The organism is bacterium, assembly GCA_009926305.1.
GTDB lineage: Bacteria > Bdellovibrionota_C > UBA2361 > UBA2361 > RFPC01 > RFPC01.
Genome location: RFPC01000005.1, coordinates 1 through 15908, shown reverse-complemented (window position 1 = coordinate 15908; position 15908 = coordinate 1). Strand labels below are relative to the sequence as shown.

Sequence of the window (15908 nt, the reverse complement as noted above, 5' to 3'; positions counted from 1 at the left end):
CCTCCGCCTACGCTTGTTGCTCTTTGCGCAATACGTCATACGCCTCGTTGATTTGTTGAGTCTTTCGCTCTGCAACTTCTCGAATCTCTCTCCCAAGGCCGTGTACTCGATCCGGATGGTGTTCCTTAATCTTTTGTTTATAGGCTTTTTCAATTTCTTCTTGCGTAGCATTCAGCGAAACGCCGAGCACAGCGTGCGGGGTTTCTTTTTCCGCTGTTTGGGAAGGACTCGAAACACCTTCAGCAAATCTTACTCCTTGTGAATTGCGATTTTTCGCCAATCTCAAAAGGTGCCAGATTACGATCCCCAAAACGACGACGTCATCGAGGAGTCCGAGCGGTTTCATGAAGTCCGGAAGTACGTCTAGCGGAATGATGGCATATACAACGGCTACAAGTATGAGGAGGAGAGGCGATTCAGTTATTCGAATCATTTACTTTTCCCGGATGAAGACGAAGCGATCAATGCCCCCACTTTCTAAAAGCACGCGTGCTCCCTTCTTGAGGTCAACTGCTTCGAGCAGTTTCTGAAACTCTTTGATAGTTGTTATCGGTTCACCATCAATACTTTTTATAATATCTCCTACCCGAATATGAGCCTCGGCAGCAGCACTTGAAGGTTCCACACGGGTCACCACCACTCCCGTTTTCGTTCTGGATCTGAGTTGTTGTTGTAACTGATCAGTTAGCGGCTCTACGTGGATGCCGAGCGAAGACTGATAGTCAGGTTGTGCCGAGTCATCTTTGTCGAGGGAAGCAGGCTGCTCAATATTATTCGGAAGTTCCCCAAGTGTAAGCCGTATCTGTTTCTGCTTTCCATCGCGAATGAGAGTAATTGCAACTCTCGTCTCTGGACGTTGCGCTGCAACGAGATTGCGCAAGTCATTGACCGAGGTAATTTGTTTCCCATTAAACTCTGTGATGATGTCACCCTGTCGAAGACCGCCCTTCGCAGCCGGGCCATCCTCGGCGATTTCGGAAACGAGAGCTCCCTTGGTGTCGTTATATTGAAATGACTCCGCGAGTTCTTTGGATAGCTCTTGAATGACCACTCCTAACCAGCCCCGAACCACCTTCCCCTCGGTAATGAGACTTTGCATGATTTGTCGAGCCATATTGATAGGGATTGCAAATCCAACCCCCATGTATCCGCCTGAGCGAGAGAATATTGCGGTGTTTATACCTACTACCTGACCATTAAGATTTGCGAGCGGGCCTCCACTATTGCCTGGATTGATGGCAGCATCGGTCTGAATGAAGTCTTCATAAGAGTTTCCGCCCAGGATTGAACGACCCTTTGCGCTGACAATTCCAGCGGTAATCGTGTTCTCAAGTCCAAACGGAGTGCCTGCAGCAACAACCCATTCTCCAATCTTGAGATGGTCAGAGTCTCCCAGTGCAGCCGGAATGAGTTCCGGCGCATCTATCTTGATTACTGCGAGATCTGTTCTCTTGTCGGCACCTACAATTGTTGCATCGAATGACCGTCCATCGGAGAGGCGAACGGAGACCTCATCTGCATTCGCTATTACGTGATTGTTGGTAAGAATGTGCCCCTCTGAGTCCACGATTACTCCTGATCCTAACCCTTGTTGAGGAGTCGTGTCGCCGTTAAACGGAGGTTGCTTCCCGAAGTGTTCAAAAAAGTCACGAAACGGGGCAGGAATCCCTGGAGGGAGAGGCGACGGTTCGTTGTTGTCTCCGCGAAGATTTTGCGTTGCTGCTGGTTTTGAAACGGCGCGAATATTAACAAGCGCTGGCGTTATGGTAGTAGCGACGCTTTCGAAGGCTCGAGAGAGACTCTGTGCATATTGCAATGCTTGCTCTTGTTCCTGGGCGAAGCCAGGAGTTGCGCAGCAGAGCGTTGTGAAGAGAAAAGAAAAAATGAGCCCGAAGTATGCCGGTCCTATTTTTCGACCCGAGCCTTTGTTTGAGTCAATCGACGAGCCAATACATCGGTCGACTATTCGGGATGACACTCGGGAGGAGGGTGACACTCGGGAGGTCTGCTGAATGTGTTGGGAACAAGAATTCATAGTTGGAGAATAGTAGAGCATGTTCATCAATCCTAAAAGCGGGAGAGCGTGTATCCTAAACGACTATTTGACGTTTTTACATGGGATTTATTCATGATGTTATTCCGGCAGCCCGCTAAGAGCTAGCATCAGCTGAGCAATGACCATTAACACCAGTTGAGAATGAAGAATCTCCATAACCACCTGATATTTCATATGCTAAAAGTTGCTATCTTGCTCCACCATGCTAAAACTATAGCAAGTGAAAGGAAGGCGAGCTCGATGCGTCTTACTGTTGCTACTGAAAGCTGAAATCATTCTCCTTCGAGCAAGGCTCGATGTTCTCGTGCGAGCAAGGCTCGATGTTCTCGTGCGAGCAAGGCTCGATGTTCTCGTGCGAGCAAGGCTCGACGTGTTGTCAGCGGGACCTGAAGGTGTTGTCAGCGGGACCTGAAGGGTGGGAGTGTGGTGCAGCGGGTTGTAAGTTTGCGAAAACGAATAATTGTGAGGAGTTTCCTATGGCATGCGATCGAAGAGCGTTTATCAAAAAGGGATTAGCGGCAATAGCGGCTGTGCCAGTTGCATCAACGTTAGAAAAAGTATCAGGCGGCTCGATTTTGAAGGCGCGGTATGTGGAGGCGCAAGGTCTTGGCGCTCTCCCTGAGAATCATCCGATGGCTTCAGCGCTTGGATATATGCATGATGCATCAAAGGTAGACACGGCAAAATTTCCGAAGCGTGCCGGTGAAGCCGGAAAAAGCCAGTTCTGTAGCAACTGTCAGTTGCTCGTACAGAGAGATATGGAAGTCGCTGGCAAAGAAGGAAAGTGGGGCAAATGTGCGTTGTTTGCTGACGGCCTGGTAAGTCATCAAGGGTGGTGTAACAGCTGGGTGGCAAAAGCCTCTTAGGAGTCAGATCTCTGAAGGCATCTTTGTTCCTTTGTTGAAGAATGACGGCAAAAAATTGCTGTTGCTCGCAGAGAGAACGCCGAGTCGTTTGAGTAGAGTGGTATAAAAAGAAGAGAATCCTATGTCTCCAATTGAAGAACGAGGGTATGCCTGCCCCGAAATGCTTGTTTCAACGGAATGGGTGGCAAGCCATCGAGAAAATCCAGCGATACGACTCATTGAATCTAATGAGGATCAGTTGCTCTACCGTAGTGGTCATATTGAAAACGCGGTGGAAGTAGATTGGATCAGAGATCTGAACGATCCGGTCTGTCGAGATTACTTGGATGCAACTCACTTTTCTGAGCTTGCCTCTCGGATAGGAATTACTCCTGATACGACTGTTGTATTTTACGGCGATAAGAATAACTGGTGGGCATGTTATGCACTGTGGGTCTTCAGCCTCTTCGGTCATACGAACACCAAAGTTATGGATGGCGGTCGTCTTAAGTGGATGAAGGAAGGACGTGAGTTAACACGTGAAGTGCCAAATTTTGAGCCAACGGTCTATGGAGTCGTCGAACGAGATGATGCATCTCAGCGCGCTTTTCGAGAACAGGTACTCGCACATCTCAACATGGGCAAATCGCTGGTAGATGTGCGGAGCCCTGAGGAGTTTTCGGGCGAACGACTCCACATGCCAGACTATCCAAATGAGGGGGCCTTACGCGGCGGGCACATTCCTGGAGCCAAGAGCATTCCATGGGCCAGGGCAATATCTCAAGAGGACGGGACCTTCCTTTCAGCACCGATGCTCAAAGAGATTTACCTCAATGAACAGAACCTGCGGCCTGAAGATCCAACTATTGCGTATTGCCGAATAGGTGAGCGCAGCAGTCACACGTGGTTTGTGCTAAAATACCTGTTGGGTTTTGAGGATGTGAAAAACTACGATGGAAGTTGGACCGAATGGGGAAACTTAGTGGGAGTTCCAATCGAACGCTCATAAGAGCGAGAGGGAAGGAAAGATGGTTCTACCGGAGAAACTTCAAGCGCTTATAGAAGAGCTATCTCTCACGGATGAGGATACGCGAGCTGAGATTCTTATCGAACTCGCAGATGAGTTTGAGCCCGTCACGGCTGATATCGCTACGACCCCGTATCCAGAGGAGAATCGGGTTCCGGGCTGTGAATCTGAGGTCTTCATGTTTGCGAGGGCCCGCGGTGATGGAAGTTATGATTTTCACTATGCGATAGAGAATCCTCAGGGAATATCGGCGATGGCGATGGCCTCGATCATTCAACAAACTCTGAGTGGCCTTCCAGCGGATGAAATCAAATCAATTCCAGTGGACATAGCGTATCAGATTTTTGGAAGAACACTCTCTATGGGAAAGGGTCAAGGGTTGATGGGCATGGTCTCAATGTTGAAGAGCGTTGTCGGCTGAGATGTCTTCACAATTTCTCTCCCCACCTTCTCTGTAGACTAGGGTCTGTAGCGCCCCGCGCTCTAAAGTCTGTAGCGCCCCGCGCTCTAAAGCCTGTAGCGCCCCGCGCTCTAAAGCCTGTAGTGCCCCGCGCTCTAGAGTCTGTAGCGCTCCGCGCTCTAGAGTGTGGCTCTGAGAATGTTCTCCACCGCTAAGCGTCCTGACTGAAGCGCCCCGTTAATACTCCCTTGAAGAGCCCAATCCCCTGCAAGATATACCCCTTTCGGGAGCTCGTTTGATTCAAAATGAGTGTTGTTGGAGGGGAGAGCATACGGAATGGTGTAGGTCTTTAGGTGTGTAGCCTCTTGCATCGCATCGCCAAAAAGTTCGATAAGCTCTTCTTTGATCTCATTCGCTGCAGGAGATGTCCCATTAAAACTTTCATCAAGTGTGATATTCACTGAAAAAAGGCAGTTTTCTGGAGGCGCATACTCAGATGCTACAGCAGAGAGAGGGGCGATATTTGCGATTCCGTTCCTTGATTGTGGAACGAGATGAATGAGAGGAGGCATCTCGTTTCGTTTGGCTCCCGTGAAGTACATACACATAGTGCCCCGTATCTTGGGCTTTTGGTAAGGAGTGCTCTTCGGAAGAAGCTCTAAGGCCGAGGATTGATCAACAGCGAGAATAATATGTGGAGCATAGAGCTCCTCTCCAGTTGCGAGAGTAACTTTCCCTTCAGTCACTGCTTGCACTGTTGCATCTGTCCGAACAGATTCCTCTGGTATGCTCTCTGCAAGTTGTAAAGGGATACTCTCCATGCCCCGAGAAGGAAGAGCTCCCCCTGTGTTTGCAAAGTGAGAAAAATAAAAAGCGAACTCGGAGCTGGAGCGTGACAAGCTCTGTTCGAGGAATACTCCTTTGAGAAAAGGCTGAAAGAAATTTCCTATGATCTTTTCCGAAAAGCTGATTTTTTTTAGGTATTCTTCAGTCGAGAGCTCGGGACGACCTTGGAGGGTGCCTTTTTGACTGCGGAGGCTCAGAGCAATCATTCCGAGCTTATCATTGAGTGAGCCAACAGAAGAGAATAATCCCTTCATGGACTTCCACGGGGCATCCAGTGGGTCTCGGAGTTCCTGCCATCTCTTCTCGAGCCATATTCTCACTCCTGGGGTAAAATACCGCAGATCAAGAGTATGGTAATCGAGAGCATCTTGAGCCTCTTCATATCCAGGAAGCAGGATTTGAAATCCTCGATCAAGCTGAAATCCCGATTCTCTGTCTGTGCGGATTCGACCTCCGAGCGCACCGGTTTTCTCCAGAATCAGAAATTTTTTGTCATTCTCATACAGTTCTTTTGCGGCATTGAGACCACTGATACCGCCGCCAATAATGAGAACATCAAACTCAGACATGCTCAACATCCTACGAAAAGATGAGTCCCCAGAGCTCTTCTAAACGAAAGTCCCTCTTACATGCTTTCCGGTAATACTTGTAGCGGAGTTGGTTCTTCTGAGCATAGTTTTGATGGTATTCCTCAGCCTCGTAAAACTTTGCTCGTTGCAATATTCGGGTAACTACCGTCCCTTTGTCCTCCAGGTCTTTTTGAGTTTTTTGCTTGCTCTCCTCTGCTAGGGTTCTTTCTTCTTCCGTATCAACAAAAATAGCACTGAGATACGGAGTTCCTCGGTCACAAAACTGTCCTTTGTCATCAAGAGGGTCGATATTACGCCAGAAAATTTCAAGGAGCTTCGCGTAAGTAATAATGTTGGGATTGTAGGTAACACGCACTGCTTCATAGTGTCCCGTTGCCTTCCCTGCAACCTCTGCATACGTAGGATCGGGTGTTGTTCCCCCTGTATATCCTGCCGTTGTATCGTGTACCCCGGGGAGAGCGTCAAATGGAGGTTCCATGCACCAAAAGCACCCTCCTGCAAAAATGGCTGTACGTAGGGTATTACTATCAACGAGAATCTGTGTTTGTTGATTGTCTGCTTGATTCGTAAGCTCTGCGTTGCTCGGGTTCTCTGGACGTGGAAGGATTTCCTGAGCAAGTGCGAAACTCGTTACCGCGATGCTGATGATCAGTGATACAACGACTTTAGTTGCCAAAGAAGCGTTCAAAAAACCCTTTGCGCTTTTGACCATTTTTTCTCCTCTGATGAGTGGTTAATGTTTCGTCCTCTGACAATATCACACCTCCGTGCAGAGTGCAGGGGCGTTTTGGGGCAGTGCCTCGTAAGAATAGCTCGTATACCTGTTGATGCTCTGGGCATCTATCGGAAAAGAGTTCTCCAGTTTCACTATCGAGTGCTGAACGGACGATATTTAAAGGCATCAGGGGCTCTATCGAGGCGAGGTAGGGCGAGCTACACTCGATGAATCGTCTCCAGATGGGTGCTGCAGCGCTTCCTCCACTGAGCCGGATGGAAGTATTGTCGTCATAACCCACCCAAACTCCTGCTACGATTTGGGGGGCCATTCCTATGAACCAGGCATCTCTCGATTTTTGTGACGTCCCTGTCTTTCCTCCCAGAGGAGCGAGTGTAGTCTGGGGCTGGGCATTTTTCCCAGTCCCACGGGAGATTACCCCCTGAAGTGCATCTTTCAATAAAAAGGTCGCTCCAGGATCAGCAACTGGCTCTCGGTCATACCGATTGCTATAGAGCAAATCTCCATCACCGTCTTCAATCCTGTCGAAAAGACGTGGTCGTACGAGCACTCCGTGGTTAGCAAGTGCCCCGTATGCTGCAGTCAGAGACAAAAGGTTCGTTTCAAGTGTGCCAAGGGCGAGCGAGAGTACTGCCGGCGGGTTTGGATGAAGCTCGAAACGTTGCAAAGTTTTCTGCACAGTCTCAACCCCTACCTGTCGAGTGATATGAATAGGTGGCAGGTTGAGGGAGTGTTCCAATGCATAGCGTAGAGTTACTTTCCCCCGGAATTTTCGATCTGAGTTTGAGGGCTCCCATCGGTCTCCATTGGGAAGTTTCACCGAAATCGGCTGATCGGGAAGGGTGGAGCGAAGCGTAGCAGTCTTATACGTATTCAGTGCTGGATCCAGTGCCGTAAGGTAAATGAATGGCTTTACGGTTGAGCCAATCGGGCGCTTTGCTTGAGAAACATGGTCGAACTGATTCTTTGAGTATTCTCGCCCGCCAATCCATGCCCTGATGAGTCCCGAGGTTGGATCTAATGCGACGAGTCCACCTTGGAGGCTTCTCTCTTTGTTCGGTCGGAGTGTCGGAAAGTTGCGTTCAATTTGCTTCAATCCTTGAGACAATGCCTCTTCACCGCAAAGTTGTAGTTCTCTGGAAAGTCCGGTAACAACCTGAGCTCCTCGTCCTCTGAGTGCTTCGAGGTTTACCTTTTCTGCCAGAGAACGCTCCAGGACAATTTCAAAAAAGGGAGCATATCTTCCGGTGAAAAGAGGCTTGTGGATCGTGGGATTTGTTTTTCTGAGCGCCTCTTCTTCACTTGCGGTGAGATAGTCTTCATCATGAAGGGCTGCCAGGACAATGTTCCGTCGTTGTATGGCCCGTTTTAGGTATCTTCTCGGATTGTAGCTTGATGGTGCTTTAATTATTCCAGCAAGGAGTGCAGCCTCATCTACTGATACCTCTGATGCAGATTTTCTGAAAAAGCTCTGAGCCGCGGCTTCCATCCCATGCAGAGCGGAACGACCCTCTTGTCCGAGATACACTTCATTGAGGTATAAACTAAGAATCTCCTCTTTTGAAAGATGGAGCTCGAGTAAAATAGCGATAAAGAGCTCATGGATTTTGCGAGTTACTGTACGCCGTGGTGAAAGAAAGAGGTTCTTTGCAAGTTGTTGGGTTATGGTACTAGCTCCCTGCACTATGCTGCCGGATCTGATATTTGTGAGCAGGGCTCTTCCTATTCCCCAAACATCTACTCCGATGTGTTCATAAAACCGCCGATCTTCTGTTGTGAGAACCGCTTGAATGATATGTGGGCTAAATTCACCTAACGTTACCTGTGAGTAAGCAGCACGTTTGGTTGGCGATGAGTTTAAAATTGGCAGGGCAGCACGAGTTGTTTTCTCCAATCTGCCCTCAATTCCCAGAACGCCAAAATCTCCCTTTTGTCTATGAGAGAGAAAGGTGAGTACCTGATACTCGGACCACAGGGTAAGGCCTAATAGGGCCGTAAAGAGGAGAAAAATTGCGCCACGAATATATCGTTTCTTCCCGCTCTTTTGCCTTGTTTGACGCTTCTTTGATTGACGGCGAGCGGGCTTCCGACTACTCTTTTTAGAACGCCGTGTCGTTTTAGAGCTTGATTTCTTCCGTCTTGGAGGCACTATTTTTTTCCCTCAGTTGATACTGGTTCGGAGAGCTTTTCTCAGCCTCTGGGGGTTCAGTTTTTCTGCCAGAGAAGGGTATCGTTACTCGATTACGTGCGGTTACACAACGAATCAGCGCTCTTTACTGTATTGAAGAGTTGCTAATAGGAAGGATAGGACGAATGGCGGGTCATTCCAAGTGGTCAAAAATTAAAAGAAAGAAGGCAGCAAACGACGCAAAGCGTGGCGCAAACTTCACAAAATTACTCAAAGAGATACAAGTTGCTGCGAAGATGGGAGGTGCTGATCCAGCCGGCAATCCACGCTTGAAGGTTGCGATACAAATTGCGAAGTCCAGTAGCGTGCCGAACGATAATATTGATCGTGCGATTACGAAGGGCGCTGGAAATCTTGATGGGGTTGATTATGAAGATGTGCTGTATGAGGGATACGGACCGGGCGGAGTCGCCATTCTTGTAAAAACGCTTACCGAGAATCGCAATCGCACAGTAGCTGAGGTGCGACACGCCTTCAATAAGTACGGAGGAAGTCTCGGTAGTACAAACTCAGTCGCTTATCAGTTTACCGATAAGGGAGTATTCACTTTACCGAAGGAATGTGTCGGGGAGGAGCAGCTCTATGAGTGTGCTATTGATGCTGGAGCGGAAGATTTAAAAGACGATGGAGAGTGCTGGGAAGTGATTTGTGAGCCATCGCTTTTCGGTGAAGTAAGGGATGGCTTAGAGAGTTTGCAGGTGGAGCTGGAGGGAGAATTAACGTCTATACCGAACAATACGGTGTCGGTAGCTGGAAAAGAAGCGGAGACATTAATCAAGCTGCTCGAGGTTTTAGAAGATTTAGATGATGTACAACGTGTTGTAGCGAACTTTGAGCTTGATGAGACGACTCTCGAAAACTTGGATGGATAGCAGCGAGCACAGGTTAGGAAGCGGAGTGTGAAGTAGTATGATAGGACGATTAATTGGAGAGGTTGCTGAGATAGTTGGCTCAAGAGTCCTGGTTGATATCCAGGGGGTTGGTTATGAGGTCTATTGCCCTCGGTCTACTCTCGAAGAGCTATCGGTTGGAAGTTCAGGACGACTCATTGTTCATACAGAAATGAAGGAGTCTGACATTCGACTGTACGGCTTTCATACCATGATAGAAAAGCAGCTCTTTGAATTTCTCATACAAGTGAATGGGGTTGGACCAAAGAGCGCCTTAGAAATACTCTCCTCGTTAGAGTCAGAGGAGCTGATACGTGTAATAGGCAGCGGTGAGGCACAACGATTACAGAAGACCAAGGGGATTGGAAAAAAAACTGCAGAAAGGATCGTCTTAGAACTTCAAGACAAATTGTCGACTTATGCGGTCGAGAGTTCATCACTGAGTGATCAGATTGAGTCCGTGCGAGTAGCAGATAGCTCAGATGACTCAGTATTAGCACTTGTCTCGCTGGGATTCTCTAAAAATCAAGCAGAGCTGGCGGTTCATAAAGCGTTATCGGAAAAGGGACACCTGCAAGATGCTGGGGATATCGTGAAGGCCGCACTTGCGTTCCTTTAAGGTTCTCGATGGCAAAGGCAAGCAAAGAGATGTACTCTGAAAGAGGCAAACGAGGAGAGAAGCAGTGAGTGAAGATGATGGGCTTGAAAAATGGGGCAGCTGGGATATTGGCGACGAGAGCACATCATTTGCCCTCAGGCAATCGAGTGCATCCTCAGAGGACGAGGGGCAACTTGCGACATTACGACCCACGGGATTTGATAATTATATTGGCCAACTTTCTGTAAAGGAGAACCTCCAGATTGCGTGTTCGGCCTCTAAGAAAAGAGGGGATTCCCTCGATCATGTCCTACTACACGGTCCTCCTGGATTAGGAAAGACCTCGCTGGCTCGAATCCTGGCTCAGGAATTGTCGGTCGGATTTAAAGCGACCTCAGGGCCGGTGATTGAAAAGCCTGGTGATCTGGCAGCCATTCTGTCTTCTCTACAGGAGAGAGATCTTTTATTTATTGATGAAATTCATCGACTTCCGCGCGTGGTTGAAGAAGTTTTATACCCAGCGATGGAAGATTTTGAAATCGATATTCTCATCGGACAAGGCCCTTCAGCGAAATCAGTAAGAATTGATCTGAAGCCGTTTACTTTAGTCGGAGCAACAACTCGAACAGGAATGCTCACCTCGCCCCTGCGCGATAGGTTTGGAATGGTTCTCAGGCTTTCTTTCTATGAGCCTCAAGAGCTTGCTGAGATAGTCACTCGCTCTGCAAACATTTTAAATATTCGGCTCGAGCCTGATGCAGCATTGATCATCGGCAGTCGGGCTCGTGGAACCCCGCGGATTGCGAATCGTATGCTAAAGCGGGTGCGGGACTTTGCTGAATTCAAAGGCGAACAGTCTGTGACGACCGATATTGCGGATGATGCCCTTGGGCGGCTGCAAGTGGATCATGCGGGTCTTGATGAAATGGATAGGACCATTCTTTCTCTCATTGCAGAGAAGTTCTCAGGAGGTCCAGTTGGGATAGACACCATTGCTGCTGCGATTGGGGAAGAACGAAATACCATAGAGGATGTTTATGAGCCGTTCTTACTCCAACAGGGTTTTCTTGCGCGCACGAAGCGGGGAAGGGAGGTAACGAAGCTCGGATATGATCATATCGGGATAAAGCCGTCGGCTAGTGCGGCGAAGAATCTAGAGTTATTTTCATGAAACTGGGATCTTTTTTGCGTATATCCTCCTGTTGCTCAGCTCGCAGCCACTCATTGACGTTTAGCGTGCAGCAGTGTTTACGCAGGGGATTAGCGCTTCTCTTGTTCTGTGTCATTCCCTTTTCCCTCGATGCGGTGCCTTTTCGGCTTGAATGGGTTGAGCCGGATCAGTCGGTGATCACGGTGTCTTCATTCTTGGATGCAAAGGACTCTTTAGAGTGTGTTGAGGCAGGGCTGACACTTGAGCATCGCTTCTTGTTTAAGTTTTGTGAAAGAATTAATCGTTTTGGAGTATCTTGTCTTGGCGCGAAGCAAGTCATTCATAATCTGACATATGATGCAGTGCAGGAGGCTTATCGAGTTGATAAAGATCGGCTCGGTGACGACGAAGAGGGCGTACGCATATCGCTCATGAATATTGAGCAAGCTATTGAGGAGGCTACTCTCGTAAAACAGTTATCCCTTTTCTATGTGGGTGGAGAAGAGGCGTATCGACGGTTTCAACAAGATCCGAGTCGATGGCGACTCGGATCTCGGGTGCGAACTATATGTCGAGGACAGATTCCGAAGTTTATCGCTGATCTTTCTTACTATCTCTCCTTCGGTATGGTGAGCTTGTATGGAGATGATAGCGGTTGGGAGTATTTTGACCTGGATGTTGTAAGCCGAGAGCAGGAACCCGAACATGAGTAGAAATTGCTATAGGGAGTCATTCTAATGGTGTCTTCGCGCAGGCGGCTTCTCGTGTGGTGGTTTCGTGCCGGGATTGGGATCCGACTCTTTTTCTTCTTTTTGATCAGCTTTCTCTTGTTTCTGCTGGTGTATTGGCAGAGACCTACGGGTGATGCCGCTAATCTTCCGAGTGTTGTTGTTTGGAGTCTTGTAAATTTTATTGTTGCAGCTCTTCTGATCCTTGTGTTTCTGGTAGCGAGGAATTTCTATCAGCTTCTTTTCGAGCGAAAGAGAAAGACTCATGGTTCGCGTCTTCGGCTGAAGTTGGTAGGAGCTATCGTCGGGCTGACAGCTATTCCAGCAGTTCTTTTGATTTCTGTCTCGAGTGGACTCTTGAGTAAGGCTATTGATGGTTGGTTTAGCTCGCCGGTTGAGGCATCAGTAGAGGCTGCTCGAGAAGTTGCAAAGATGTACTTTGGCTCTTTGAAAAGTCGAGCGGTACAAATCACTCGCGAGTTGAGTGAGGAGCTTCAGTCGCAAGAGTTAGCGCTCGATACTCCTGAGAGCATTCGAAGCCTCTTGGAGCGTAAACGAGTCAATGAAGAGCTTTACGGAATACAGTTGTTCAGTTCGCCGAATGAGTCTGTTGTCCATGTAGAGAACGTTACGGCTTCGATAGATTATTTTTCGCCCCCGCCACTGGACGTGGAGATAGTAAAGAGAGCATTTGATGGCAACAAGGAGGTGATCTTTCAAGAGACTCTCTCAAGTCAGTTCGTTCGATCCTTACGACCAGTGCTGATATCAAATAAAAATCTGGTCTTGTTAGTGACCATTCGAGTTCCAGCATCAATGACACTGGCATTGAACACTATCGGGGACTCCTATAACGATTATCTTCAGCTTCAACATTTTCAGAATCCTTTAAGAAGCACGTATATCGTCTCTCTCTATCTGGTTGCTGCACTTGTTCTCTTTGCGGCAGTCTGGTTGGGAATTCATATTGCTCGACAGCTTACCGTGCCTATTCAACGCCTATCAGAAGCGATGCAGGAAGTAGCGAGTGGGAATTTTGGTCGACAAGTTCACCATAAGGGGGATGATGAGATCGCGTTGCTCACCAGAAGTTTTAACCAGATGACGACTCAGCTAAGGGACTCTACGGCGCAATCCGAAAGGCGTCGAGTATACCTTGAAACGGTCTTAAGCAATCTAGCAGTCGGAGTTGTCGTATTTGATATCGATGGGACGATTACTGCGGTGAATGATGCAGCACTTCGCATCTTGGGGGAAAAGGGAGTCAGTGCTGATTATGAAGGCTCTTTGGGGGGAAGCCTTATTCCCGATGAGATGTGGGAAAAGGTAGGGCATCTATTGACGGAAGAGGCTGTGCGTCAAGATCCGAAGCGAATTCAGGAGCAAGAGGTGTTATTTTCTGTAGACGGCATTGAACGTCGAGTGCTCTGTACCACTGGAGCTTTGACGACCCAGATGCAGCGCTCGATTGGAAATGTGCTCCTGATTGACGACGTAACGGCACTCAGCGAAGCTCAACGTCTGGCAGCTTGGAGAGAGGCTGCTCGACGTATTGCTCATGAGATTAAGAATCCACTGACCCCTATTAAGCTTGCAGCTCAGAGACTGGGCCGAACGTTCCGAGACTCGGAGCCACTTGGACAACAGGTGCTTGAGGCGACGCATACGATCATTGAGCATGTAGACTCAATTAAACGCCTGACCGATGAATTTTCTCGCTTTGCGCGTATGCCAATGCTCAACCTTCAGCAAACTGATTTAACGTTACTCGTTAACGACGTTGTGTTGTCGTACGTTGAAAATGAGAGAGGGATATCATTCCAGGCCATGGTTGGCGAAGGTGTACCAGAGGTGGAGGTTGATGCTGAGCAGATTCGCAGGATGCTTATTAATCTCATTGATAACTCAATTCGAGCTATCCGAGAGGAGAGGGATGAGACGGCAGGTTTGTCGGGCGAAGCAGCCCGAATCCTTGTTAAGCTCTATGTCCAACAGGAGCAGGAAAAGATCACGTTGGAGATCTGCGATACCGGACCGGGTGTTGCTGTAGAAGACCGAGCAAGAGTATTTGAGCCATATTTCACAAGAAGAAGTGGTGGAACTGGTCTTGGATTGGCTATTGTAGCATCAATTGTAGCCGAGCATCACGGAGAGGTTCGGGTAACTGACTTTTCCCCTAGAGGAACTCGAATGATTATTTCATTACCGCTATCGATGCAAAGATCCACTCAGCGAAAGCTGGAGGTTATATGATGAGAGAGTGCGGTGAAGAGAGATCTCTGTCAAAAGGGAGAGCTTGAATGATGTTGAAGATAACAGGATAGACGCCAGATAATTAGGGAGAGAGTTATGACCATTCCAACGGAAACACTATCAAGATATATCCTTAAAAAAGAGGCTGAGCATCCCGAAGCAACAGGAGAGCTCAGTGAGCTGCTCACGGCTATTGGTGTTGGGGTCAAGATGATTGGGCATCTCGTAGCAAGTGCTGGATTTATGGGGGCAAAAGGATATACCGGAAATATCAATGTTCAGGGTGAGCTAACCCATCAATTAGATGAAGATGCCGATGAGATCCTTGTCGAATTGTTGGGGGCCTCGGGCCATTTCGGCTCTCTTGTCTCTGAGGAGCGAGATGGCGCTATTGAGACGGAGGCCATTAATAAGGGCGCAAAGTATGTCGTAGCATTTGATCCACTCGATGGCTCGAGCAACATAGGCTCTAATATTCCGGTAGGGACAATTTTTACTATCTTTCGAATTTGCGATGATGCCGTTGGAGCCAGGGTTGAGGACTTTCTGCAGCCAGGTCGTCAGGTGGTAGCAGCTGGATATTCAGTGTACGGTGCGAAGACCTCTTTCGTATATTCAGCTGGAAATGGGGTTCATGGGTTCACTCTTGATCGGACCATAGGGGAGTTTGTTCTCACCGAAGAGTCTATGCAGATGCCAGCCTCGGGGAATATCTATAGCGTGAATGAGGGATACTGGGAGGGGTGGAGTCCCCAGTTACAGGAGTTTATTACGACACTTCGAACCAGTCAGAACGCTTCTGGCGTACCATTTACTTCGCGTTATGTCGGGTCTCTGGTGGCTGACTTTGATAGAACCTTGCGCAAGGGTGGTCTATTTCTCCATCCAGGAAATGTGACGCGCCCCGAGGGAAAACTCAGACTCCTCTATGAGTGTATTCCACTTGCCTTTATTGCAGAACAGGCCTCTGGTAAAGCAACGAATGGGGAAAAGAATGTCCTTGATATTGAGCCTAAGGCCATTCATGAAAGGAGCCCGTTGATTATCGGAAGTAAACGTGAAGTGGAATGGTTCGAAGAGATGGTAGGGAAATCTCAATAAACGAGTTTCTCTTTCACGGGGGATTCTTTCGCTGGGGGAAGTTCAAGGAGAGAGGCGCACTTTCTTGAACCTGAGTTCGCCTAAATTCCAGATTCCCTGAATTCTAGATTCCCTAAATTCTAGATTCACTGAATTCTAGGTTCCCAGCGTGAGACTCTATTTGTTCACATGTTACCAATGGAGGCTCGATCAAGAAGTGCCAAGGAGACTAGGCTCACAAGGACACTAGGCTCAATCGTAATCGAATATCACTGCTTTCCTGAGAAGGAAACAGTCGACTACTGCTCGCCAGAGAATGCTCTTTCAATACTCCGTAGCGCTTTTTTCCCTTCAGCGGTAATCTTCCAAATGCGCGATGTGAAATCACCTTCAGGATATGGAGTCACTAACTTCTGTCCCTCCAGGATAAAGAGAATTCGCTGAATTTCTTTCTCGTCCTCTAACCGCGTAATTTCCAGGATCTCTTCAATCTGGAGATGAGAAGGTCCTTCTGACAAATT

General features: G+C 48.2%; 15 protein-coding genes. 9 read left to right on the top strand and 6 right to left on the bottom strand.

What is annotated here, in order from left to right; genetic code table 11:
• Positions 1–7 precede the first annotated feature (7 nt).
• Together EBR25_01775 and EBR25_01770 are read right to left on the bottom strand one after the other, a co-directional pair.
• Positions 8–433 carry a DUF1232 domain-containing protein gene (locus EBR25_01775; GenBank protein NBW39711.1) on the bottom strand — a complete coding sequence of 142 codons (426 nt, stop codon included), beginning with the start codon at positions 431–433 and terminating at the stop codon, positions 8–10.
• Complete coding sequence (locus EBR25_01770; GenBank protein NBW39710.1) at positions 434–2062, bottom strand: DegQ family serine endoprotease; 1629 nt, start codon at positions 2060–2062, stop codon at positions 434–436.
• A gap of 470 nt (positions 2063–2532) precedes the next feature.
• Between EBR25_01770 and EBR25_01765 the strand changes: the two genes are divergently transcribed.
• From EBR25_01765 to EBR25_01755, 3 genes are all read left to right on the top strand, one after another.
• A complete protein-coding gene (locus EBR25_01765) occupies positions 2533–2922 on the top strand; it encodes a hypothetical protein (GenBank protein ID NBW39709.1) in 390 nt (129 codons plus the stop codon).
• 121 nt (positions 2923–3043) lie between these two features.
• Complete coding sequence (locus EBR25_01760; protein ID NBW39708.1) at positions 3044–3910, top strand: sulfurtransferase; 867 nt, start codon at positions 3044–3046, stop codon at positions 3908–3910.
• Between the two features lie 19 nt (positions 3911–3929).
• On the top strand, positions 3930–4349 hold the full coding sequence (locus tag EBR25_01755; protein ID NBW39707.1) for a hypothetical protein: 420 nt from the start codon (positions 3930–3932) through the stop codon (positions 4347–4349).
• Between the two features lie 158 nt (positions 4350–4507).
• Here the strand turns inward: EBR25_01755 and EBR25_01750 are convergent, their stop codons facing one another.
• Genes EBR25_01750 through EBR25_01740 form a run of 3 tightly spaced genes read right to left on the bottom strand, consistent with a single transcriptional unit; the run spans position 4508 to position 8652 of the window.
• A complete protein-coding gene (locus EBR25_01750; GenBank protein ID NBW39706.1) occupies positions 4508–5752 on the bottom strand; it encodes an FAD-binding protein in 1245 nt (414 codons plus the stop codon).
• A 1-nt stretch (position 5753) separates the two neighbouring features.
• Positions 5754–6476 carry a peptide-methionine (S)-S-oxide reductase gene (gene msrA / locus EBR25_01745; GenBank protein NBW39705.1) on the bottom strand — a complete coding sequence of 241 codons (723 nt, stop codon included), beginning with the start codon at positions 6474–6476 and terminating at the stop codon, positions 5754–5756.
• The gene (locus tag EBR25_01740; protein NBW39704.1) at positions 6430–8652 is read right to left on the bottom strand and encodes a PBP1A family penicillin-binding protein; all 2223 of its coding nucleotides are present in this window, start codon (positions 8650–8652) and stop codon (positions 6430–6432) included. Before EBR25_01740 ends, msrA begins: the two co-directional genes overlap by 47 nt.
• A gap of 161 nt (positions 8653–8813) precedes the next feature.
• Between EBR25_01740 and EBR25_01735 the strand changes: the two genes are divergently transcribed.
• From EBR25_01735 to EBR25_01710, 6 genes are all read left to right on the top strand, one after another.
• Positions 8814–9560 (top strand): YebC/PmpR family DNA-binding transcriptional regulator, encoded by a 747-nt coding sequence (locus tag EBR25_01735; GenBank protein ID NBW39703.1) that lies wholly within the window; start codon positions 8814–8816, stop codon positions 9558–9560.
• Positions 9561–9597: 37 nt separating this feature from the next.
• Positions 9598–10197 (top strand): Holliday junction branch migration protein RuvA, encoded by a 600-nt coding sequence (gene ruvA / locus EBR25_01730; GenBank protein ID NBW39702.1) that lies wholly within the window; start codon positions 9598–9600, stop codon positions 10195–10197.
• Between the two features lie 106 nt (positions 10198–10303).
• Positions 10304–11347 carry a Holliday junction branch migration DNA helicase RuvB gene (gene ruvB / locus EBR25_01725; protein NBW39701.1) on the top strand — a complete coding sequence of 348 codons (1044 nt, stop codon included), beginning with the start codon at positions 10304–10306 and terminating at the stop codon, positions 11345–11347.
• Complete coding sequence (locus tag EBR25_01720) at positions 11344–12039, top strand: hypothetical protein (protein NBW39700.1); 696 nt, start codon at positions 11344–11346, stop codon at positions 12037–12039. Before ruvB ends, EBR25_01720 begins: the two co-directional genes overlap by 4 nt.
• A 24-nt stretch (positions 12040–12063) precedes the next feature.
• Positions 12064–14307, top strand: a complete 2244-nt coding sequence (locus EBR25_01715) for a HAMP domain-containing protein (protein NBW39699.1) — start codon at positions 12064–12066, stop codon at positions 14305–14307.
• Between the two features lie 96 nt (positions 14308–14403).
• Positions 14404–15408, top strand: a complete 1005-nt coding sequence (locus EBR25_01710; protein ID NBW39698.1) for a class 1 fructose-bisphosphatase — start codon at positions 14404–14406, stop codon at positions 15406–15408.
• A gap of 278 nt (positions 15409–15686) precedes the next feature.
• On the opposite strand, the gene EBR25_01705 is transcribed toward EBR25_01710, so the two are convergent.
• Positions 15687–15908: hypothetical protein (locus EBR25_01705; GenBank protein NBW39697.1), on the bottom strand; the 222-nt coding region annotated here is incomplete at its 5' end.

What these genes read in the sequence shown, in the direction of transcription:
- EBR25_01775 (NBW39711.1), bottom strand. Translation starts at nt 433, where the DNA reads ATGATTCGAATAACTGAATCGCCTCTCCTCCTCATACTTGTAGCCGTT.
- EBR25_01770 (NBW39710.1), bottom strand. Translation starts at nt 2,062, where the DNA reads ATGAACATGCTCTACTATTCTCCAACTATGAATTCTTGTTCCCAACAC.
- EBR25_01765 (NBW39709.1), top strand. Translation starts at nt 2,533, where the DNA reads ATGGCATGCGATCGAAGAGCGTTTATCAAAAAGGGATTAGCGGCAATA.
- EBR25_01760 (NBW39708.1), top strand. Translation starts at nt 3,044, where the DNA reads ATGTCTCCAATTGAAGAACGAGGGTATGCCTGCCCCGAAATGCTTGTT.
- EBR25_01755 (NBW39707.1), top strand. Translation starts at nt 3,930, where the DNA reads ATGGTTCTACCGGAGAAACTTCAAGCGCTTATAGAAGAGCTATCTCTC.
- EBR25_01750 (NBW39706.1), bottom strand. Translation starts at nt 5,752, where the DNA reads ATGTTGAGCATGTCTGAGTTTGATGTTCTCATTATTGGCGGCGGTATC.
- msrA (NBW39705.1), bottom strand. Translation starts at nt 6,476, where the DNA reads ATGGTCAAAAGCGCAAAGGGTTTTTTGAACGCTTCTTTGGCAACTAAA.
- EBR25_01735 (NBW39703.1), top strand. Translation starts at nt 8,814, where the DNA reads ATGGCGGGTCATTCCAAGTGGTCAAAAATTAAAAGAAAGAAGGCAGCA.
- ruvA (NBW39702.1), top strand. Translation starts at nt 9,598, where the DNA reads ATGATAGGACGATTAATTGGAGAGGTTGCTGAGATAGTTGGCTCAAGA.
- EBR25_01720 (NBW39700.1), top strand. Translation starts at nt 11,344, where the DNA reads ATGAAACTGGGATCTTTTTTGCGTATATCCTCCTGTTGCTCAGCTCGC.
- EBR25_01715 (NBW39699.1), top strand. Translation starts at nt 12,064, where the DNA reads ATGGTGTCTTCGCGCAGGCGGCTTCTCGTGTGGTGGTTTCGTGCCGGG.
- EBR25_01710 (NBW39698.1), top strand. Translation starts at nt 14,404, where the DNA reads ATGACCATTCCAACGGAAACACTATCAAGATATATCCTTAAAAAAGAG.